Genomic DNA, 19,666 nt, shown 5'->3' on the forward strand with positions numbered 1-19,666 from the left:
GTTGGCCAGCAGGCCAGACAGCAGTTCTTCGGGTACGTCGTGTTTCTTGGTGTTCATTGCGCTTACGGACAGGCCGGCTTACGCCGGCGGTGGATTGTCCGTTTACACAAAATTCTGCACACCCTCCACCCCGGCCATGGCCTGCGCTCGGTTGGTATGGCCGGCGCTGCGCCACTGCCGAGGGTTGCGCTGGTAGAGCTTGTCCATCAGCCGGTACAGGCTGTCCAGGTTGGCCTGCATCGCCAGCGTGGCCATGCGGTTGACGTCCGATTGCAGCCATTCCTGGCCGCTGGCATCGGGGCCGCGCACCGCGCCATGGGGCGCCGGCGCGTGCGACGCGCAGCCGGCCAGCAGCGCGCCCGCCAGGCAGGCCGCGGCTGCCAGTGCGCGGGAAGAAGGCATGGGTTTGAATTTCACTATCGGCAATATGAAATCAATCAATTTTTAACTTCGATCACTGTTGCCTATCATGACGGACACCGACACTTCGGTATTCCATTTTCTTCCCCAGACAGGAATTGCCATGACCGATAACACCACGCCCCGCTGCCCCGTCACCCATCTGACGACCGACTTTGGCGCTCCGGTGCCCAGCAACCGCGACAGCCTGACGGCCGGTTCGCGCGGTCCGCTCCTGGCGCAAGACGTGTGGCTCAACGAAAAACTGGCCAACTTCGTGCGCGAGGTGATCCCGGAGCGGCGTATGCACGCCAAGGGTTCGGGCGCCTTCGGCACTTTCACGGTGACGAAGGACATCACCAAATACACCCGCGCAAAAATCTTCAGCGAAGTGGGCAAGCAGACCGAGATGTTCGCCCGCTTCACCACCGTGGCCGGCGAGCGCGGCGCGGCCGATGCCGAGCGCGACATCCGCGGCTTTGCCCTCAAGTTCTATACCGAGGAGGGCAACTGGGACATGGTGGGCAACAACACGCCGGTGTTCTTCATCCGCGATCCGCGCCAGTTCCCCGACCTGAACAAGGCGGTCAAGCGCGACCCGCGCACCAATATGCGGTCGGCCACCAACAACTGGGACTACTGGACGCTGCTGCCCGAAGCGCTGCACCAGATCACCATCGTGATGAGCGACCGCGGCATTCCCGCCAGCTACCGCCACATGCACGGCTTTGGCTCGCACACTTACAGCTTCTGGAACGCCGCGGGCGAGCGTTTCTGGGTCAAGTTCCATTTCAAGACCCAGCAGGGCATCCAGAACCTGAGCGATGCCGAGGCCGAGACCCTCGTCGGCAAGGATAGGGAAAGCCACCAGCGCGACCTGTACCAGGCCATCGAGCGCGGCGACTTCCCCAAGTGGACGATGTACGTGCAGGTCATGCCCGAGCAGGACGCCGAGAAGGTGGCCTACCACCCGTTCGACCTGACCAAGGTCTGGCCGCATGGCGACTACCCGCTGATCGAAGTCGGCGAGTTCGAGCTGAACAAGAACCCCGAGAACTTCTTCCTCGACGTGGAGCAGTCGGCCTTCTCGCCCAGCAACCTGGTGCCCGGCATTGGCGTGAGCCCCGACAAGATGCTGCAGGCGCGCCTGTTCAACTACCCCGACGCGCAGCGCTACCGCCTGGGCGCCAACTACCAGCAGATCCCGGTCAACAAGGCCCGCTGCAAGGTAGCAAGCAACCACCGCGACGGCTACGGCCGCGTCGACGCCAACTACGGCAGCGCCCCGCACTACGAGCCCAACAGCTTCGGCCAGTGGCAGGGCCAGCCCGAGTTTGCCGAGCCGCCTTTGAAGATCAATGGTGACGCGAAGCACTGGAGCTTCCACGAAGACGATGCCAACTACTTCGAGCAGCCGAGAAAGCTCTTCCAGCTGATGAGCGACGCGCAGAAGCAGGTGCTGTTCGGCAACACCGGCCGCGCCATGGGCGACGCGCCCGAGTTCGTCAAGTTCCGCCACATCCGCAATTGCCACGCGGCCGACCCGGCCTACGGCGCCGGCGTGGCCAAGGCGCTGGGGCTGGATCTGGCCCGGGCGCTGGCATCCAGGAAGGACGACCCGATGAACGGCAACCCGCTGGTGGCGCTGCCGGTGTAACCACGGCTGTCGACCAACCGCTGCCTGCTGCTGCGCAGGCAGCGCGATGCAAGCCCGCTCGTCGAGCGGGCTTTTGTTTTCAGGACGACGCAGCCAGCGCCTGCGCCGAGGCCGGCAGGCCGAAGATGCGGTCGAATCCCCAGTTGAAGACGTAGGTGTAGAGCAGGAAGAAGACCAGCAGGCCCGCCTCCATCAGCGTGGCCTGCCACAGGCCTACGCCAAACCACCAGGCCATCAGCGGGATCAGCATCAACGCCAGCCCGCCTTCAAAGCCGAGGGCATGCGCCACGCGGCGCGCGACTGAGCGGCCCTTGACGCTCTGGCGCATCTCCCAGCGCTCAAACAAGTGGTTGAAGGTGACGTTCCAGGCCACGGCCAGCGTCGATGCGATGACCGACATCACGCCCGACTCCATGGGCCGCTGCCCGACGGCGATGAACAGCAGGCTGGCGGCCGCGATGGCGATCAGCTCATAGAGCGAGACGAATAGAACGCGGCGCCACGGGCCTTGCAGGCCGCGGTGCGAGACGGAGGAATCCATGGCGCGCAAGTATAGGGAAATCCCGATGCGAGGAACGGATGCCGCCTTTTGCGGGCAGGGTGCAACCGTTGGGCGTTCCGCGGTGCAACCTTGTCCGCGTCAGGGCCTATGCATGTGCTGCATGGAGGACAAAGACAGCTGCCTTGGACATTTGCGCGCCGCCGGCCTAAGCTTGCCGCCTTGATTCGTTTCCCATGAGGACAAGCATGTCGTCCCCTTCCAGCACCCATCCCCTGCCTTCCTATCTCGACCCCCAGCATCTCGGCCCCTGGGGCATTTACCTGCAGCAGGTCGACCGCGTCACGCCCTATCTGGGCAATCTGTCGCGCTGGGTCGAGACGCTCAAGCGCCCCAAGCGCGCGCTGATCGTCGACGTGCCGATCGAGCTGGACGACGGCACCATCGCCCACTTCGAGGGCTACCGCGTGCAGCACAACGTCAGCCGCGGCCCGGGCAAGGGAGGCGTGCGCTTTCATCAGGACGTGACGCTGTCCGAGGTCATGGCGCTGTCGGCCTGGATGTCGATCAAGAACGCCGCGGTCAACGTGCCCTATGGCGGCGCCAAGGGCGGCGTGCGGGTCGATCCCAAGAAGCTGTCCAAGGCCGAGCTCGAACGCCTGACGCGCCGCTACACCAGCGAGATCGGCCTGCTGATCGGCCCGACCAAGGACATTCCGGCGCCCGACGTCAACACCAACGCCCAGGTCATGGCCTGGATGATGGACACCTATTCGATGAACGTCGGCGCGACGGCGACCGGCGTCGTGACCGGCAAGCCGGTCGACCTGGGCGGCTCGCTCGGGCGCGTCGAGGCCACGGGCCGCGGCGTGTTCACCGTCGGCTGCGAGGCGGCGCACCGCACCGGCCTGAAGATCGACGGCGCGCGCGTGGCCATCCAGGGCTTTGGCAACGTCGGCGGCACGGCGGGCAAGCTGTTCACCCAGGCCGGCGCCAAGGTCGTGGCGGTGCAGGACCACACCGGCTCGATCCACCGCGCCGGCGGCATCGACGCGCATGCGCTGTCCGAGCACGTGCAGCAGACCGGCGGCGTGGCCGGGTTTGCCGGCGCGGACGTGATGGACAACGACGAGTTCTGGGGCGTCGACTGCGACATCCTGATCCCGGCGGCGCTGGAGGGCCAGCTGACCGAGGCCAACGCCGGCAAGGTCAAGGCCAAGATGGTGATCGAGGGCGCCAACGGTCCGACGACGCCCGAGGCCGACGACATCCTGAACGACAACGGCGTGCTGGTGCTGCCCGACGTGATCTCCAACGCCGGTGGCGTGACGGTGAGCTACTTCGAGTGGGTGCAGGACTTCACCAGCTTCTTCTGGACCGAGGACGAGATCAACGCCCGCCTGGTGCGCATCATGCAAGACGCGTTTTCCGCCGTCTGGCAGGTCGCGCAGGAGAACAAGGTCACGCTGCGCACGGCGACCTTCATCGTCGCGTGCAAGCGCATCCTGCATGCGCGCGAAATGCGCGGGCTGTATCCCTGATTTTTTGAAACGACCACTGCTGGCGCCCTTCGGGGCGCTTTTTTTGTCGCGCGCCTGCGCAACCCTGGGCCGTTCGGGTTGCGTAGCCGCAGTCCCTGCGGGCGCGCAAAGGGCATTTGCGCTGCGATCGCCGCATCGGCCAGAGAGCTGGCCTCCTTGTATCTACGGCGCCCGGTTGCGGTGGGGAGCGGCGCCCTCGCCGCGATGGGCGCGCCACCGGGTCAGAAGCGGGTCGAGAAGGTCAGCACGACGTTGCGGCCGACGCCGGGCATTTCGTCCACCGATGCGCGGTAGCCCTTGTCCAGCAGGTTGCCCATGTGCAGGACGACGCGGTGGCGCCCGTGCGGGCCAAAGTTGCTGCCGACGGCGAAGTTGAGCGTGCCCCAGCCGGCCAGATGGCGCGAGACCTTGCCCGATTTCTCGATGGCCCGCTCCTTCTTGTCGACGGCCGTGGCCGCATGCACGAACAGGTCGGCCCAGACCTCGGAGTTGGCCAGCGTGTCCTCCCAGCGCAGGCCCAGCCGGCCCGACAGGCGCGGCACGTCGGTCTGGTAGGTGGAGAAGTCGTCGACGGTGATCTGGCGGCGCATCCAGGTGCCGGTGAAATACGGCGTGAACGAGGTGCCGGGCACCAGGTACTCCATCAGCAGCTCGACGCCGTGGCTTTTGGCGCGGTCGGCGTTGACGTAGATGTCGCCGCCGGGGGCGCAGCGCCCGCTGATGCTGCAGGACTCGAAGGTGATGTAGTTCTTGGAGCGGCTGAAGAACAGCGTGCCGTCAAACACCACGCCGCGGTTCTGGTAGCGCAGGCCAAGTTCGTAGTTCTTGGAGCGCTCGGGCAGCAGGTCGGGGTTGCCACTCAGCACGATGCCGCGGCCGGCGCGCGAGTCGGTGAATTGCTCCAGCAGCGACGGCATCACATAGCCTTCGGAATAGCCGGCGCGCACCGTGGAATGTTCTAGCCCCGTCCAGGTCAGGCCCAGCGCCTTGACGAAGCGGCCGTGGCGGCTGCTCTCGCCGGCATTGTGGGTGCTGCTGCTGGTCTGTTCCAGCGTCGATTCGACCCGGTAGTAGCGCAGGCCGCCGATCAGCTTGAAGTCGGGCGTCAGCGACCATTCATCCTGCACGAAGGCGGACGCGGTCTGCATGGTGGCGCGGTCGTAGGCGTTGCTGTTGACACTCAGCGTTCCGGTCGGCACCCCCGGTGACGGCGATTTGATATTGCTGATTTGAATCGTGTTGCTTTTGTTGGTATCAAGGTCGTCGCGCAAAAACTGCGCACCCATCAGCGTGTAGTGGTCGGGGTGGAAGCTGAAATCGAGCTGGCCACTAGCGCCATAGGTCTGCGTGCGATCCACAGAGACCGAATTCATGCCGATATCGGCCGAGGTCAATCCAAGAGTCTGGCCAAAGGGTGGCGGGAAGGGGATGTAGGCACTCCCCCCGGTTCCCTTGATCCTGATGTCGTTGTTGAACTCCCGATCCACGCGCTGCACGAACAGGTCGGCACTGGCCTTGCGCAGCACCGGCCCCAGGTCCTTGCCCTCGTAGTACAGCCCGACCTTGTCCAGGTCGCGCTTGGGCAGGTTGGCGTTGAACTGGGTCAGCTCGGCTTCGTCGATGCTGATCTGCGCCTGCTTGCCGGCGATCGTCGGATTGATGCCGATGTTCTTGAGCGTCACCAGCGCAAACGGATCCTGCCAGCCGTCCGCCTTCAGGTGGTGGTGGTTGGCCTTGAGCGCGACGTAGTGCCTGCCCGCTTCGTCCAGCTTCAGGCCGGCGTGCAGGCTGACGTCCTGGTTCTGGTAGGACGAGTTCTCCAGCCGGCCGCTGGCGCTGTACGGGCTTTTGGCCACCTTGCGGTCACCGTGGTCGTCGCCGCTGACCGACAGGCGGTAGTCCAGCCGGTCGGCCGTGCCCGAGACCGCCGCCCAACCCTCCCAGCCCCTGGTCGCGCTGTGGTAAGCGCCGCCCACTTCGACTTGCACCGGCGTGGCCGCGCCCTTGCGCGTGATGATGTTGACCACGCCGCCAATCGCCTTGGCGCCGTACAGCACCGACGCCGGGCCGCGCACGACCTCGATGCGCTCGATATTGGCAGGGTCGACCAGCAGCGGCGAGCCGAACGAGCTGTGGTCGGTCAGCTCCTGGCCGTCCACGAGGATGACGACGCGGTTGGACTGCTCGCCACGGATGCGGATGCGTTTCATGCCGGCGACGGCCGAGTCGACGACGGACACGCCCGGCACGTCGCGCAGCAGCTCGGCCACGCTGTCGGTGCCGCGCTTTTCGATCTCCTCGCGCCCGACGATGGACACCGACGCGGGGCTGTCGCGCAACGAGGTCTGCGTGCGCGTGCCGGTCACGACGAGGGTGTCGAGCAAGGTGGTGTCGTCCTTGGCCTGGGCCAAGCCGGCCAGTGCCAGCGCCATCAACGCGGCGATCCGTCGGGGTTGCTTGGTGTTCATGAAGGTCTGTCGGGAAACGAAGAAAAGCGGCCGTGCCGCGTGCGGCTGCGCCACGGGCGTCCGCCCGCGCCTGCAGGGGCCGCGAGCGCATGCAAAGCCAACCAGCGATTGTCTCAGCCTTGCCGGTGCGTATCGGCGTTTGTCCCTGGCGCGGGGATTGATTCAAGGTCGCACCAAGAACCTTCTCTTTGAACACGTTCTTACGGGCGGTAGGAGGCCTGGCCCTTGGCTGAAAGGCGGCGATGGCGCATTTTTGATGGCACTCAACCCGCCGCCCGTGCCCCCCTTCACTCAAGCAACGCACACAACAAATCAATATGCGCCTGCCGCGCGTCGTCATCGGGCGCGGTGCCTTCGCCGAACAGTGCCTGCCACAGCACCGTGTGCATGACCGGCGACAGGGCCAGCCAGGGGTGGCGGGCCAGCACGCTGTCGGGCGAGATGCTGGCGGCCAGGTCATCGTGGATGCGTGCGGTCACCTGTTGCGCGCGCATGCGCAGCACGCCTTCGCGCCATTGCTCCAGCCGAGTGGGAACGCGCTGACGCTCGGAGATCAGCAGGCGCAGGATGGCAATGCTCTGCGGCTCCAGCAGCGCGGCGTGCAGGCGGTCGACGATCCATGTGGCCACGGCGCGCGCGCTGGCACCCTGGGCCAGTTGTGGCAGTTCGTCCCAGTTGGTGCGTGTCAGCGCGCGTTCGAGCAGCGCCTCGAAGACCGCGTCCTTGCTGCCGAAGTGCACGTACAGCCCGCCCTTGGACAGGCCGCAGGCGCGCGCGATGTCGTCCATGCGCGTGGCGTTGAAGCCGTGTTGGGAGAACTGCTCCAGCGCGGCGTCGAGGATTTGCGCCACGCGCTCCTCGGGGGGAAGGCGGCGCCGATGCGCCTGCCGTGTGCTGGACTTGTTTTGACTTGAATCCATTTTGGTAGAGATGAAATTTGCGGTATCCATAGGGTTAACACTATACTAATGACCGACCAGTCAGTCATGTATTAGCAAAATCCCGTAATGAAACCGCTGCCTTTGCATTTATCGACCGCGCCGGCGCTGCCGTTTTCCGCAGCGCCGGCAGGTGCTGGCGCCGCCGTGGGCCGGGCCGGTCAGCACGCACGGGGCGGCCGTCTTTTGTGGAGCGCCATGCCGCACATATTGCATACCTTGATCACTCGCCGTAGTCGCCGCCTGGGCGCTGGCGTTGCCGCCTTGCTGCTGGCCGGCTGCGCCTCGATGGCGCCCGAGTACGAGCGCCCCCAGGCGCCGCTGCCGGCGCAGTTCAACGCCGAGCAGGCAGCGGCCACGCCGGTGGCCGAACTGGCCTGGCGCGACTATTTCACGGCGCCCGAGCTGCAAGACCTGATCGAACAGGCGCTGGAGCGCAACCGCGACCTGCGCGCCGCTCTGCTGCGCGTGCAGGAGGCGCGCGCGGCCTGGGGCGTCACGCGCGCCGACCGGGTGCCAACCGTCGGCGCCAGCATGCAGTCCGAGCGCGGGCGCGTGCCGGGCGACCTCAACTTCACCGGCCAGCCGCTGGTCTCCAGCCAGCACCAGCTGGGTGTGGGCTTGAGCAGTTGGGAGCTCGATTTCTGGGGCCGCGTCCGCAGCCTGGACGACGCGGCGGTGCAAAGCTATCTGGCGACGCAGGAGGCGCAGCGCGCCGCCACGCTGGTGCTGGTGGCGCAGGTGGCAGACGGCTACCTGGGCCTGCGCGAGATCGACCAGCGCGTGCGCCTGGCCGAGCAGGCGCTGGCCACGCGTGCCGAGTCGCGCCGGGTGTTCCAGCGTCGGCTGCAGGTGGGATCGGCCTCGGAGCTGGAGCTGGTGCAGGCCGACCTGTTGTGGCAGCAGGCGCAGGCGCTGCTGTCGCAGCTCGCGCTGCAGCGCAGCACGCAGCTGCACGCGCTGGGCGTGCTGGTGGGCGATCCGGGCCTGAGTCTGCCGCCCAGCGAGCAGCCGCTGGCCGCGCTGGCGGGCCTGCCGCCGCTGGCGCCCGGCCTGCCGTCGCAGCTGCTGGAGAACCGCCCCGACATTCGCGCCGCGGAGCACGCGCTGCAGGCGGCCAACGCGCAGATCGGCGCGGCGCGCGCCATGTTCTTTCCGCGCATTGCGCTGACCACGTTCGCCGGCACCGCCAGCGCCGAGCTGGACGGCCTGTTCGCCTCGGGCAGCCGCGCCTGGAGTTTTGTGCCCAGCGTCTCGCTGCCGATCTTCGACGGCGGGCGCAGGCAGGCCAACCTGGAGCTGAGCGAGGTGCGCCGCGACCAGGCACTCAACAGCTACCAGCAGGCGATCGAGGCGGCTTTCCGCGACGTGGCCGACGCGCTGGCGGCGCGCCAGCGGCTCGATGAGCAACTGCAGACACTGCGCGGCATCGAGACCACGCTGGCGCGGCGCACGCAGCTGGCCAAGCGGCGCTTTGACGCGGGCGCGGCGCGCTACTTCGAGGTGCTGGACGCAGAGCGCGACCTGTTGAACGCGCAGCAGGACGTGGTGCGCGCAGAGCACGCGCTGCTGAGCGCGCAGCTGTCGCTGTACACCGCGCTGGGCGGAGGCTCGGGCGCACTGGAGCCCATGACGCCGCAGGCCGCCACCGACCAACCCCAGACGCCGCAGGCGCGATGAATTTGCAGATCAGGCAAGGAATACCAGGATGAATACCAAACTCAAGCAGGGACTGGGCGCAGTGGCTTTGCTGGTCGTGGCCGCAGGGGCCTGGCTGGCGTGGAGCGCCAGCCAGGACAGCGGGTCGGGGCCGGGCTTTGTGCAGGGCAACGGCCGCATCGAGGCGACCGAGATCGACGTGGCCACCAAGCTGGCCGGGCGCCTGTTAGAGGTGCTGGTGCCCGAGGGCGCCTTCGTCGGCGCCGGCGAGGTGCTGGCGCGCATGGACGTGGCGTCGCTGCAGGCGGCGCGTGCCGAGGCGCTGGCGCGCCATGCGCAGGCCGAGCATGGCGTGGCCACGGCGCGCGCCCAGGTGGCGCTGCGCCAGAGCGATCTGCGCGCCGCCGACGCCCAGGTGGCGCTGCGCAATAGCGAGCTGGACGCCGCGCAGCGCCGCCTGGCGCGCTCGCAGGATCTGGTGCGCGACGGCGCCGCGTCGCAGCAGGAGCTGGACGATGACAGCGCCCGCGTGCGCAGCGCCCGGGCGGCGGTGACGGCGGCCAAGGCGCAGGTGGATGCGGCGCGCGCCGCGGTCGACGCCAGCCGCACCCAGGTGACTGGCGCCCAGTCGCAGGTCGCTGCCGCGCAGGCCAGCATCGCGCGCATCGACGCCGATATCGACGACGCGCAGCTGACCGCGCCGCGCGACGGCCGCGTGCAGTTTCGCGTGGCGCAGCCCGGCGAGGTGCTGGGCGCGGGCGGGCGCGTGCTCAACCTGGTCGACCTGTCGGACGTGTACATGAGCTTCTTTCTGCCCGAGGCGATTGCCGGCCGCGTGGCGATGGGCAGCGAGGCGCGCATCGTGCTCGACGCCGCGCCCGACCTGGTGATTCCGGCGACGATCAGCTTTGTCTCGGCCACCGCGCAGTTCACGCCCAAGACGGTGGAGACGGCCAGCGAGCGCGAGAAGCTGATGTTCCGCGTGCGCGCGCAGATCGCGCCCGAGCTGCTGCAAAAACACCTGCAGCAGGTCAAGACCGGGCTGCCGGGCGTGGCCTGGGTCAAGCTCGACCCGGCCGCGCAGTGGCCCGAGAACCTGACCGCCAGGGTTCCGGAGTAAGACGATGGCCGGGCCCGTGATCCGCCTGACCGAGGTCGCGCTGCACTACGGCAAGGTGCAGGCGCTGGCCGGCATCACGCTGGACATTCCGGCGGGCCGCATGGTGGGGCTGATCGGCCCCGATGGGGTCGGCAAGTCCAGCCTGATGTCGCTGATCGCCGGCGCGCGCGTGGTGCAGGGCGGGCGCGTCGAGGTGCTGGGCGGCGACATTGCCGAGCGCCGCCACCGCAACGCCATCCAGCCGCGCGTGGCCTATATGCCGCAGGGCCTGGGCAAGAACCTGTACCCGACGCTGTCGGTCGAGGAAAACCTGCAATTCTTCGCGCGCCTGTTCGGCCACGACGGTGCCGAGCGGCGCCGGCGCATCGACGAGCTGACGCGCGCCACCGGCCTGCACCCGTTTCTGGCGCGCCCGGCCGGCAAGCTGTCGGGCGGCATGAAGCAAAAGCTCGGCCTGTGCTGCGCGCTGATCCACGACCCGGACCTGCTCATCCTGGATGAGCCGACGACCGGCGTCGATCCGCTGGCGCGCGCGCAGTTCTGGGATTTGATCGCGCGCATCCGTGGCCAGCGTCCGGGCATGAGCGTGCTGGTCGCCACTGCCTACATGGACGAGGCCGAGCGCTTCGACTGGCTGGTGGCGATGGACGCCGGCCAGGTGCTGGCCACCGGCACGCCGGCCGAGCTGCGCGAGCGTACCCAGGCCCAGGGGCTGGAAGAAGCCTTCATCGCGCTGCTGCCCGAGGAGAAGAAACGCGGCCACGCCGCCGTGGTGATTCCGCCTCTGGACGTGGAGGCCGACGACATCGCCATCGAGGCCGAGGGGCTGACGGTGCGCTTTGGCGATTTCACCGCCGTCGACCATGTGAGCTTTCGCATCCGCCGCGGCGAGATCTTCGGCTTTCTGGGCTCCAACGGCTGCGGCAAGTCGACGACGATGAAGGTGCTCACCGGCCTGCTGCAGGCCAGCGAAGGCGAGGCCAAGCTGTTTGGCAAGGTGGTCGACGCCGGCGACATGGCCACGCGCCAGCGCGTGGGCTATATGTCGCAGGCGTTCTCGCTGTACGGCGAGCTGACGGTGCTGCAGAACCTGGTGCTGCACGCGCGGCTGTTCCACGTGCCGGCGGGCGAGATCGACGCGCGCGTCGCGGAGATGATCGAGCGCTTTGACCTGGCCGGCGTGCGCCACAGCCTGCCGGCGGCCATTCCCTTGGGTGTGCGCCAGCGCCTGTCGCTGGCGGTGGCCATGGTGCATCGGCCCGACCTGCTGATCCTGGACGAGCCGACCTCGGGCGTCGACCCGGTGGCGCGCGACAACTTCTGGCGCCTGCTGGTCGAGCTGTCGCGCCGCGACAGGGTGACCATCTTCATCTCGACCCACTTCATGAACGAGGCCGCGCGCTGCGACCGCATGTCGATGATGCATGCCGGGCGCGTGCTCGACAGCGACGCGCCTGCCGCCCTCGTTGAAAAGCGCGGCGCGGCGACGCTGGAAGAAGCCTTCATCGGCTATCTGATCGAAGCCGGCGGCGCCGCGCCCGGCGCCGACGCGCCGCTCTCGGTGGCCGCTGCGCCGGCACAGCCGCCGCGCCAGCACGCCTTCAGCCTGCAGCGCCTCATCAGCTATTTCTGGCGCGAGTCGCTGGAGCTGCAGCGCGACCCGGTGCGCGCCACGCTGGCGCTGGTCGGCTCGCTGATCCTGATGCTGGTGATCGGCTACGGCACCAGTCTGGACGTGCAGGATCTGCGCTACGCGGTGCTCGACCGCGACCAGACCGGGCTGTCGCACAGCTACGCGCTGAACCTGGCGGGCTCGCCGTATTTCGTCGAGCGCGCGCCGATTGCCGACGAGGCCGACATGGACCGGCGCATGCGCAGCGGCGAGTTGTCGCTGGCCATCGAGATTCCGCCCGGTTTTGCCCGCGATGTGCTGCGTGGCAGCCAGGCGCAGGTCGGCGCGTGGATCGACGGTGCCATGCCCACGCGCGCCGAGACCGTCAGCGGCTATGTGCAGGGCATGCACCAGCAGTGGCTGGCAGCGCAGCTGTCCGAGCGCGGCATCAGCCTGGTGCAGCCGGCCGGCGTGGAGGTGCGCTTTCGCTACAACGCCGACGTGAAAAGCCTGCCCGCCATGGTGCCGGCCGTCATCTCGCTGCTGCTGCTGATGCTGCCGGCCATGCTGACCGCGCTGGCGGTGGTGCGCGAGAAAGAGCTGGGCTCCATCCTCAACCTCTACACCACGCCGGTCACCCGCACCGAGTTTCTCGTCGGCAAGCAGCTGCCCTATGTGCTGCTGGCGCTGCTCAACTTCCTGTTGATGTGCGCTATGGCCGTGTGGCTGTTCGGCGTGCCGATCAAGGGCAGCTTCTGGGGCTTGCTGCTGGCCGCCAGCGTCTATGCGGTGCTGGCCACCGGCATGGGGCTGGTGGCGTCGGCGGTGACCAACAGCCAGATCGCGGCGATGTTTCTGGCGATGATCGGCACCCTGATTCCGGCGGTGCAGTTTGCCGGGCTGCTGCACCCGGTCAGCTCGCTCGACGGCGTGGGCAGGCTGATCGGCGAGGTCTATCCGGCCACGCACATGCTGACGATTGCGCGCGGCATCTTCGGCAAGGCGCTCAGCCTGTCGGATCTGCGCTCGTCGTTCAATGCGCTGCTGCTGGCGGTGCCGGTGGTGATGGGCGCGGCCGTGCTGCTGCTCAGGAAACAGGAGCGCTGAGATGATGCAACGCCATCTTCGCCATCTGCAGAACGTCTGGCGCCTGGGCGTCAAGGAGCTGTGGAGCCTGTGGCGCGACCCGGCCATGCTGCTGCTCATCGTCTACGTGTTCAGCGTCTCGGTCTATACCGGCGCCACCGCCGTGCCCGAGACGCTGCACCTGGCCTCGATCGCGGTGGTCGACGAGGACCAGTCGCCGCTGTCGCAGCGCATCACCGACGCCTTCTACCCGCCGCTGTTCACCGCGCCGCAAAGCATTACGCGCAGCGAGATGGATGCAGGGCTGGATCAGGGCCGCTACACCTTCGTGCTGAACATTCCGCCCAACTTCCAGCGCGACGTGCTGGCCGCGCGCCAGCCCGAGCTGCAGCTCAACGTCGACGCCACGCGCATGAGCCAGGCGTTCTCGGGCAGCGGCTACGTGCAGCAGATCGCGCTGGGCGAGGTGCGCGACTACGTACAGCGCCACCGCGGCACCACGGCGCTGCCGGTGGAGCTGGCGCTGCGCGCGCGCTTCAACCCGGCGCTGGAGCACGCCTGGTTCGGCTCGCTGATGCAGATCATCAACAACGTCACGCTGGTGGCCATCATCCTCACCGGCGCGGCGCTGATCCGCGAGCGCGAGCACGGCACCATCGAGCACCTGCTGGTGATGCCGGTGACGCCCACCGAGATCATGCTGGGCAAGGTCTGGTCGATGGGGCTCGTCGTGCTGGTGGCAGTGTGGCTGTCGCTGCGCTTCGTCGTGGGCGGGGCGCTCGGCGTGCCGGTCGCCGGCTCGATGGCGCTGTTCCTTGCCGGCGCGGCGCTCAACCTGTTCGCCACCACCGCGATGGGCATTTACCTGGCGACGCTGGCGCGCACCATGCCGCAGTTCGGCCTGCTGATGATGCTGACCATCATGCCGATGCAGATGCTCTCGGGCGGCAACACGCCGCGCGAGAGCATGCCGCAGCTGGTGCAGGACGTGATGCTGGCCGCGCCCTCGACGCACTTCGTCGAGATCGGCCAGGCCGTGCTGTACCGCGGCGCGGGCCTCGCCACCGTGTGGCCGCAGTTCGCGGCGCTGGCGCTGATCGGCTGCGTGCTGTTTGCGCTGGCTCTGGCGCGCTTCAGAAAGACGATTGGCCAGATGGCCTGACCGCCCGATGGCAGGCAAGGAGCACCCGATGTTCAATCCCTCGAACGCCGCCCAGGACAGCTGGGACTATCTGCACGACGCCTGGCAGCGCAGCCTGCTGTACGCCGACGTGATGCGCCAGCGCGGCAACCAGTACCGCGCCCACATGCAGGAGACGGTGCCCAACGTGCTCGACTTCGACGCCGAGCTGGTGCTGCGCGGCGACACGCTGGCGCGCCCGGTCAACTACGGGCTGGCGCGCATCGTGGCGCCAGAGGGCGCGCCCGTCGATCCGGCCAGGCGCCCCTTCATCGTCGTCGACCCGCGCGCCGGCCACGGCCCGGGCATCGGCGGCTTCAAGGCCGACAGCGAGATTGGTGTGGCGCTGGCAGCCGGCCACCCCTGCTACTTCGTCGGCTTCACGCCCGACCCGGTGCCCGGCCAGACGCTGGAAGACGTGATGCACGCCGAGGCGGCGTTCCTGCGCAAGGTGATCGAGCTGCACCCCCAGGCGCAAGGCAGGCCGGCGGTGATCGGCAACTGCCAGGCGGGCTGGCAGATCATGATGACCGCGGCCGTCTGGCCCGAGCTGTTCGGCCCCATCATCCTGGCCGGCACGCCACTGTCGTACTGGGCCGGCTGGCGCGGCCAGAACCCGATGCGCTACGGCGGCGGGCTCACCGGCGGCAGCTGGCTCACGGCGCTCGCCAGCGACCTGGGCGCGGGCCGGTTCGACGGCGCCTGGCTGGTGCAGAACTTCGAGAACCTGAACCCGGCCAACACGCTGTGGGACAAGAACCACCATGTCTATGCCGAGGTCGACACCGAGGGCGAGCGCTACCTGCAGTTCGAGAAATACTGGGGCGGCTACGTGCGCCTGGACCAGCTTGAGATGCAGGCCATCGTCGACGACCTGTTCATCGGCAACAAGCTCAGCTCGGCCGAGCTGGTGACCCAGGGCGGCGTGCGCATCGACCTGCGCAACATCACCTCGCCCATCGTCGTCTTCTGCTCCTACGGTGACAACATCACGCCGCCGCCGCAGGCGCTGGGCTGGATCTGCGACCTGTACCGCAGCGACGACGAATTGCTGGCGCACAACCAGACCATCGCCTGGGCCACGCACGAGAGCATCGGCCACCTGGGCATCTTCGTCTCGGGCGCGGTAGGGCGCAAAGAGCACGCCAAGTTCACCAGCAACATCGACCTGATCGACCTGCTGCCCGCCGGGCTGTTCGAGCTGAGCGTGCAGGACAAGTCGCCGGGCGAGCCGCATGACGACCTAGTTCCGGGCGACTACCGGATGAGCGTGCACCAGCGCACGCTGCAGGATGTGCGCGCCATCGTCATGCCCGACCCGCAGGAGGCCGCCGCCAGCGACCGCCGCTTTGCCGCCGCAGCCCACCTCTCGCAAGTCAACCTGGCGCTGTACCGTCAATACCTGCAACCCTGGGTGCGCGGGATGGTGACGCCCGAGCGCGCGGCGCTGCTGCAAGCCTGGCACCCGCTGCGCGTGGGCTACGAGGTGTGGTGCGACCGCCACCCGCTGGCGCCCTGGGTGGCGCAGCGGGCCAGGCAGGCGCGCGCCGAGCGCCAGCCGGTGGCGCAGGACAACCCGTGGTGGCAGGCGCAGGAGATGGCGTCCAACGCGATCAGCGCCAGCCTGCGCCAGTACACCGCGTGGCGTGACGCGGCGCAGGAGCAGCTGTTCGAGGCGATCTACGACCACCCGCTGCTGCAGGCGCTGGCTGGCCACGCCGACGCCGCCGCGCCGGTGCGCCCGCACCCCGGCGACAGCCCCGAGCACCGCGCGCTGGTGCGTGAGCAACTGGCCGCGCTGCACGCCGCGGCCGGCCAGGGCGGCCTGGCCGCAGCCGCCATGCGTGCGCTGCTGTACGTGTTGGCGCCGCGGCGTGCGGCCGACGAGCGCCAGTACCGTCGCGCGCTGAGCATCTACCACCACGAGCTGGGTGAGCGCCTGAACGTGCGCGACCTGCGCACGCTGGCGCGCTCGCAGGCGGCGCTGATGCGCATCGATGAAGCGGCCAGCCTGGCCGCGCTGCCCGCGCTGCTGGACGGCGTGCCGGCCGGCAGCATCCGCCAGGCGCTGACGCACCTGGACGCGGTGCTCAACGCCGCCGAGCCGCTGGCAGGCGAGGAGCTGGCGCGCTGGCAGGCAATGCAGCAGGTGTTCGGCCGGGCCGCTGGTGCCGAGACGGCATTGCCGGCCCCCGCGGCGCCCGCAAGGCGCAAGGCGCCTGCAGCAAAAACCACCCGCACGCAAGCAATCCGCCGCAAGCCAGCGTGATGCCGCGCGCGCTTCACCCATTACCCAACCCGTCTTCGGAAGGAGCAAACCATGCAATACAGTTTTCAGGGCAAGAGCGTTCTGGTCAGCGGCGCAGCGTCGGGCATTGGCGCGGCCACGGCCAGGCTGTTGGCGGCCAACGGCCTGCAGGTCGTCGCCTCCGACATCGACGCCGATGCGGTGCAGCAGCTGGTCGACGCGATCACCGCTGCCGGCGGCTCCTCGGTCGCGCATGTGGGCGACGTGTCCCGGCCCGAGACGGCGCAGTCCGCCGTCGACTGCGCGCTGAAGCATTTCGGCAGCCTGCAGCTGGCGTTCAACAACGCCGGCATCGGCGAGACGCCGCGCCCGCTGGCCGACATGGCGCCCGATGAGTGGCAGCGCATCATCGACATCAACCTCGGCGGCGTGATGCACGCGATGCACGCGCAAATCCCGGCCATGCTGGCCGCCGGCGGCGGCGCCATCGTCAACATGTCGTCCATCCTGGGCCTGGTCGGCAACCCCGGCGCGCCGGCCTACGTGGCGGCCAAGCACGGCGTGACCGGCCTGACGCGCTCGGCCGCGTTGGCCTATGCCGCGCGCGGCGTGCGTATCAACTCCATCCACCCCGGTTATGTGGACACGGCCATCCTGGCCAACCTGGATGCCCAGCGCCGCGCCGCGCTGGTCGGCCAGCACGCCATCGGCCGCCTGGGCCGCGCCGAGGAAATCGCCCACGCCGCGGCGTTCTTGCTGTCCGACGGCGCCAGCTTCATGGCCGGCAGTGGGCTGGTCGTCGACGGCGGCTATACGGCCGCCTGAGAAGCTGAGAGCCTCTTCCTGCCATATTCGCCAAGGACTGCCATGAAAAAGACCGCCACCCATCCCGCCGCCGCCGCCGAGCCGGTTGCGGCGCACACGCCGCTCGCCATGCCCATGCTGGCACCGGCATTGGCGGGCTACCGCTGGGCGCTGGCGCTTGGCACAGGCATGACTGCGCTGACGCTGGAGCTGCTGCGGGCGCAGCAGGCCGCGCTGGGCGCTGCATCTGCCGCCACGCCGATGGCGCCGGCCGGCGCCCGCCTGACGGTGCGTGAGATTTACGACCGCATGGCCGCCGCCGGCTACCGCGAGATCAGCGAGATCGAGTGGGACGACGGCTGCTACGAGGTCGAGGCCCGCGACGCCCAGGGCCGGGCGGTCGAGCTGCGGGTGAATGGCGACACCGGCGCGATCGAGCGCGAGCAGTTGGACGATTGAGCGCGCCGCCGCTGCGCGTTATTTGCCGCCTTCAGCGCGCGCCGGCTCGGCCAGCTGCGTCGTCCAGTGCCCTCCGGGCTCTTGCTGCACGCGCAGCAGGTCGTAGGTCTTGAGCATGTCCAGCAACCCGGAATGGCCGTAGTTTTTTGGTGAAAACGATGGGTCGCTGCGCTTGAGGTAGTTGCCCAGGCCGCTCACGCTGACCTTGCCTTCGGGCGTGTCGGCCGCCAGCAGCGCGACCGCGTCGACGACGAGGCGCGGGCGCAGCTTGGGCGCGGGCTTGGCGACGGCAACGGGCCTGGCCGGGTCTCCCTTGATGGGGCCGGCGCTGGCGGGCTCTTCTGGGGGCGGTTCGGCAGCGGGGCGGGCCCACTCGAAGAACTGGTCGCTGGCGTTGCGCAGCGCGTCGGGCGACTTGGCCTCGCCGACGATGTGCACCAGCGCGCCGCGCTCGCGCAGCTTGCGGCACAGGTAGGCAAAGTCCGAGTCGCTGGTGACGATGCAAAAGGTGTTGGCGCGGGCGTCGAACAGCGCCTCGATCGCGTCCAGCGCCAGCGCGATGTCCGAGGTGTTCTTGCCCGCGGCGTACTGGTATTGCAGGCAGGGCGTGAATACCAGCCGCACCAGCGCCTCCTGCCATTTGTTGGCCAGCGTGGCGTGGTTGCCGTAGCCGCGGCGCAGCACGACGCGGCCAAACTGCGTGGCCACGCGCAGCGTGTATTCCAGGATGTCGGGGCTGGTGTTGTCGCAGTCGACCAGCACGGCGACATGGGCTTCGGTTTCGGTGGGCGGGTTGTGCATGGGAGGTCGGCGGGAACGGGAATTCAGGCGCGCATGACGCGCTGGAACAGCCCACCGGGAAGGCGCTCGACCTGGCCGGCAAGCTCCAGCTCCAGCAGCCTGACCTGCAGCTCTGCGGCGCCGTAGCCGGTGCGGGCGATGAGTGCATCGAGCCCCATCGGGTCGAAGCCCAGCGCTTGCAGGATGGGGTCGTCGCTACCGCCATCGGCCGGGGGTGTTGCTTGCGCGGTCGCGCCGGTGTCCGGCAACTGCGTGGGCGTGGGCAGTTGCAGCTCTTCGAGCACGTCCTGCGCGGTCTCGGCCAGCTTGGCGCCGTCGCGGATCAGCGCGTGGCAGCCGCGCGACTGCGGCGCGTGGATCGAGCCGGGGATGGCGAACACCTCGCGCCCCTGCTCATTGGCCAGGCGGGCGGTGATCAGCGAGCCCGACTGCAGCGCCGCCTCGACGACCAGCGTGCCCAGGCTAAGGCCCGAGATGATGCGGTTGCGCTTGGGGAAATTGGCCGGCAGCGGCGGCGTGCCCAGCGGGTATTCGCTGACCAGCAGGCCGTTTTGCGCAATGCGCCGCGCAAGCTGCTGGTGGGCGCGCGGGTAGACGCGGTCCAGCCCGGTGCCGACGACGGCAATCGTCGCCGGGCGCTGCGGGTCGGGCAGCGCGTCGAGTGCGCCCTCGTGGGCGCAGGCGTCTATGCCCAGCGCCAGGCCCGAGACGATGGTCAGGCCCGCCTCGTGCAGCGCGCGGGCAAAGCGGCGGGCGTTCTCGGCGCCCTGCGCCGTGGGGTTGCGGCTGCCGACGATCGCAAGGCTTGCCGCCGGCGCAAAGCCGCCGTGCGCGGGACGCACGAAGGCGGGCGCGCCCTGCAGGTACAGCAGCAGCGGCGGGTCGGCCGTGGCCAGCAGGGCCGGCGGGTAGGCGCTGGCGCCCAGCGTGACGATGGCGCGCGCGCCGGCGCCGTCATCCTGCGTGAGCCATTGCCAGGTGCGCGCCAGCAGCGCGTCGAAGCCTTCGGGCGGCTGGGCCAGCGCCTGGGCCTGGGCGGCGCTCGCGCAACTGCGCCACTGCGCTGCGCTGGCCTGCCAGATGGCCTCGGGCGCGCCGAACTGCGCCAGCAGGCGCCGCGCGGCGCTGGCGCCCACGCTGTGCACCAGTCTCAGCCATGCGTGCAGTTCGTCGTATTGCATGGCTGGATGGTGCG

The 19,666-nt window shown here is 68.8% G+C and carries 15 protein-coding genes; 9 read left to right on the forward strand and 6 right to left on the reverse strand.

From position 1 onward, the window contains the following. Window positions 1-102: 102 nt before the first annotated feature. Window positions 103-402: a hypothetical protein gene (locus ABD767_RS12530; protein WP_344869735.1), complete on the reverse strand. Its 300-nt coding sequence runs from the start codon at window positions 400-402 to the stop codon at window positions 103-105. Between the two features lie 121 nt (window positions 403-523). Here ABD767_RS12530 and ABD767_RS12535 point away from each other — a divergent pair, with 121 nt between their 5' ends. Beyond that, entirely contained in the window at window positions 524-2,056 is a 1,533-nt protein-coding gene (locus ABD767_RS12535; protein WP_344869736.1) for a catalase, read from the forward strand. 79 nt (window positions 2,057-2,135) lie between these two features. On the opposite strand, the gene ABD767_RS12540 is transcribed toward ABD767_RS12535, so the two are convergent. Further along, the gene (locus ABD767_RS12540) at window positions 2,136-2,597 is read right to left on the reverse strand and encodes a PACE efflux transporter (RefSeq protein ID WP_344869737.1); all 462 of its coding nucleotides are present in this window, start codon (window positions 2,595-2,597) and stop codon (window positions 2,136-2,138) included. A gap of 206 nt (window positions 2,598-2,803) precedes the next feature. Between ABD767_RS12540 and ABD767_RS12545 the strand changes: the two genes are divergently transcribed. After that, window positions 2,804-4,096: a Glu/Leu/Phe/Val dehydrogenase dimerization domain-containing protein gene (locus ABD767_RS12545; protein ID WP_103043998.1), complete on the forward strand. Its 1,293-nt coding sequence runs from the start codon at window positions 2,804-2,806 to the stop codon at window positions 4,094-4,096. Window positions 4,097-4,317: 221 nt separating this feature from the next. Here ABD767_RS12545 and ABD767_RS12550 read toward each other — a convergent pair whose 3' ends face one another. Both ABD767_RS12550 and ABD767_RS12555 read right to left on the reverse strand, forming a co-directional pair. Beyond that, window positions 4,318-6,564, reverse strand: coding sequence for a TonB-dependent receptor domain-containing protein (locus ABD767_RS12550; RefSeq protein WP_103043997.1), 2,247 nt, complete (start codon window positions 6,562-6,564; stop codon window positions 4,318-4,320). A 287-nt stretch (window positions 6,565-6,851) separates the two neighbouring features. Next, window positions 6,852-7,484: a TetR family transcriptional regulator gene (locus tag ABD767_RS12555; RefSeq protein ID WP_103044005.1), complete on the reverse strand. Its 633-nt coding sequence runs from the start codon at window positions 7,482-7,484 to the stop codon at window positions 6,852-6,854. 306 nt (window positions 7,485-7,790) lie between these two features. Here ABD767_RS12555 and ABD767_RS12560 point away from each other — a divergent pair, with 306 nt between their 5' ends. From ABD767_RS12560 to ABD767_RS12590, 7 genes are read left to right on the forward strand one after another with little or no spacing between them, the layout of a single operon-like run. Continuing rightward, on the forward strand, window positions 7,791-9,182 hold the full coding sequence (locus ABD767_RS12560; protein ID WP_425549922.1) for an efflux transporter outer membrane subunit: 1,392 nt from the start codon (window positions 7,791-7,793) through the stop codon (window positions 9,180-9,182). A 28-nt stretch (window positions 9,183-9,210) separates the two neighbouring features. Continuing rightward, a complete protein-coding gene (locus tag ABD767_RS12565) occupies window positions 9,211-10,281 on the forward strand; it encodes an HlyD family secretion protein (protein WP_103043995.1) in 1,071 nt (356 codons plus the stop codon). Window positions 10,282-10,285: 4 nt separating this feature from the next. Beyond that, window positions 10,286-13,000, forward strand: a complete 2,715-nt coding sequence (gene rbbA, locus ABD767_RS12570) for a ribosome-associated ATPase/putative transporter RbbA (RefSeq protein WP_103043994.1) — start codon at window positions 10,286-10,288, stop codon at window positions 12,998-13,000. A gap of 4 nt (window positions 13,001-13,004) precedes the next feature. Further along, window positions 13,005-14,141, forward strand: a complete 1,137-nt coding sequence (locus ABD767_RS12575) for an ABC transporter permease (RefSeq protein ID WP_103044004.1) — start codon at window positions 13,005-13,007, stop codon at window positions 14,139-14,141. 28 nt (window positions 14,142-14,169) lie between these two features. Beyond that, window positions 14,170-16,428: a DUF3141 domain-containing protein gene (locus ABD767_RS12580; protein WP_344869741.1), complete on the forward strand. Its 2,259-nt coding sequence runs from the start codon at window positions 14,170-14,172 to the stop codon at window positions 16,426-16,428. 51 nt (window positions 16,429-16,479) lie between these two features. Further along, on the forward strand, window positions 16,480-17,232 hold the full coding sequence (locus tag ABD767_RS12585) for a glucose 1-dehydrogenase (protein ID WP_103043992.1): 753 nt from the start codon (window positions 16,480-16,482) through the stop codon (window positions 17,230-17,232). Between the two features lie 42 nt (window positions 17,233-17,274). Beyond that, window positions 17,275-17,670, forward strand: coding sequence for a PepSY domain-containing protein (locus ABD767_RS12590; RefSeq protein WP_344869742.1), 396 nt, complete (start codon window positions 17,275-17,277; stop codon window positions 17,668-17,670). Window positions 17,671-17,688: 18 nt separating this feature from the next. On the opposite strand, the gene ABD767_RS12595 is transcribed toward ABD767_RS12590, so the two are convergent. After that, window positions 17,689-18,471, reverse strand: a complete 783-nt coding sequence (locus tag ABD767_RS12595) for an NYN domain-containing protein (RefSeq protein ID WP_103043991.1) — start codon at window positions 18,469-18,471, stop codon at window positions 17,689-17,691. A 23-nt stretch (window positions 18,472-18,494) separates the two neighbouring features. After that, entirely contained in the window at window positions 18,495-19,652 is a 1,158-nt protein-coding gene (dprA, locus tag ABD767_RS12600) for a DNA-processing protein DprA (protein WP_103043990.1), read from the reverse strand. Window positions 19,653-19,666 lie beyond the last annotated feature (14 nt).

It is taken from the genome of Comamonas faecalis (genome assembly GCF_039538025.1).
In the GTDB taxonomy this organism is placed as follows: Bacteria; Pseudomonadota; Gammaproteobacteria; order Burkholderiales; family Burkholderiaceae_C; genus Comamonas_C; species Comamonas_C faecalis.

Bases quoted from the DNA above. Each gene is read 5' to 3' on its own strand.
- ABD767_RS12530 (WP_344869735.1), bottom strand. From the start codon at position 402: ATGCCTTCTTCCCGCGCACTGGCAGCCGCGGCCTGCCTGGCGGGCGCG.
- ABD767_RS12535 (WP_344869736.1), top strand. From the start codon at position 524: ATGACCGATAACACCACGCCCCGCTGCCCCGTCACCCATCTGACGACC.
- ABD767_RS12540 (WP_344869737.1), bottom strand. From the start codon at position 2,597: ATGGATTCCTCCGTCTCGCACCGCGGCCTGCAAGGCCCGTGGCGCCGC.
- ABD767_RS12545 (WP_103043998.1), top strand. From the start codon at position 2,804: ATGTCGTCCCCTTCCAGCACCCATCCCCTGCCTTCCTATCTCGACCCC.
- ABD767_RS12550 (WP_103043997.1), bottom strand. From the start codon at position 6,564: ATGAACACCAAGCAACCCCGACGGATCGCCGCGTTGATGGCGCTGGCA.
- ABD767_RS12555 (WP_103044005.1), bottom strand. From the start codon at position 7,484: ATGGATTCAAGTCAAAACAAGTCCAGCACACGGCAGGCGCATCGGCGC.
- ABD767_RS12560 (WP_425549922.1), top strand. From the start codon at position 7,791: ATGGCGCCCGAGTACGAGCGCCCCCAGGCGCCGCTGCCGGCGCAGTTC.
- ABD767_RS12565 (WP_103043995.1), top strand. From the start codon at position 9,211: ATGAATACCAAACTCAAGCAGGGACTGGGCGCAGTGGCTTTGCTGGTC.
- rbbA (WP_103043994.1), top strand. From the start codon at position 10,286: ATGGCCGGGCCCGTGATCCGCCTGACCGAGGTCGCGCTGCACTACGGC.
- ABD767_RS12575 (WP_103044004.1), top strand. From the start codon at position 13,005: ATGCAACGCCATCTTCGCCATCTGCAGAACGTCTGGCGCCTGGGCGTC.
- ABD767_RS12580 (WP_344869741.1), top strand. From the start codon at position 14,170: ATGTTCAATCCCTCGAACGCCGCCCAGGACAGCTGGGACTATCTGCAC.
- ABD767_RS12585 (WP_103043992.1), top strand. From the start codon at position 16,480: ATGCAATACAGTTTTCAGGGCAAGAGCGTTCTGGTCAGCGGCGCAGCG.
- ABD767_RS12590 (WP_344869742.1), top strand. From the start codon at position 17,275: ATGAAAAAGACCGCCACCCATCCCGCCGCCGCCGCCGAGCCGGTTGCG.
- ABD767_RS12595 (WP_103043991.1), bottom strand. From the start codon at position 18,471: ATGCACAACCCGCCCACCGAAACCGAAGCCCATGTCGCCGTGCTGGTC.
- dprA (WP_103043990.1), bottom strand. From the start codon at position 19,652: ATGCAATACGACGAACTGCACGCATGGCTGAGACTGGTGCACAGCGTG.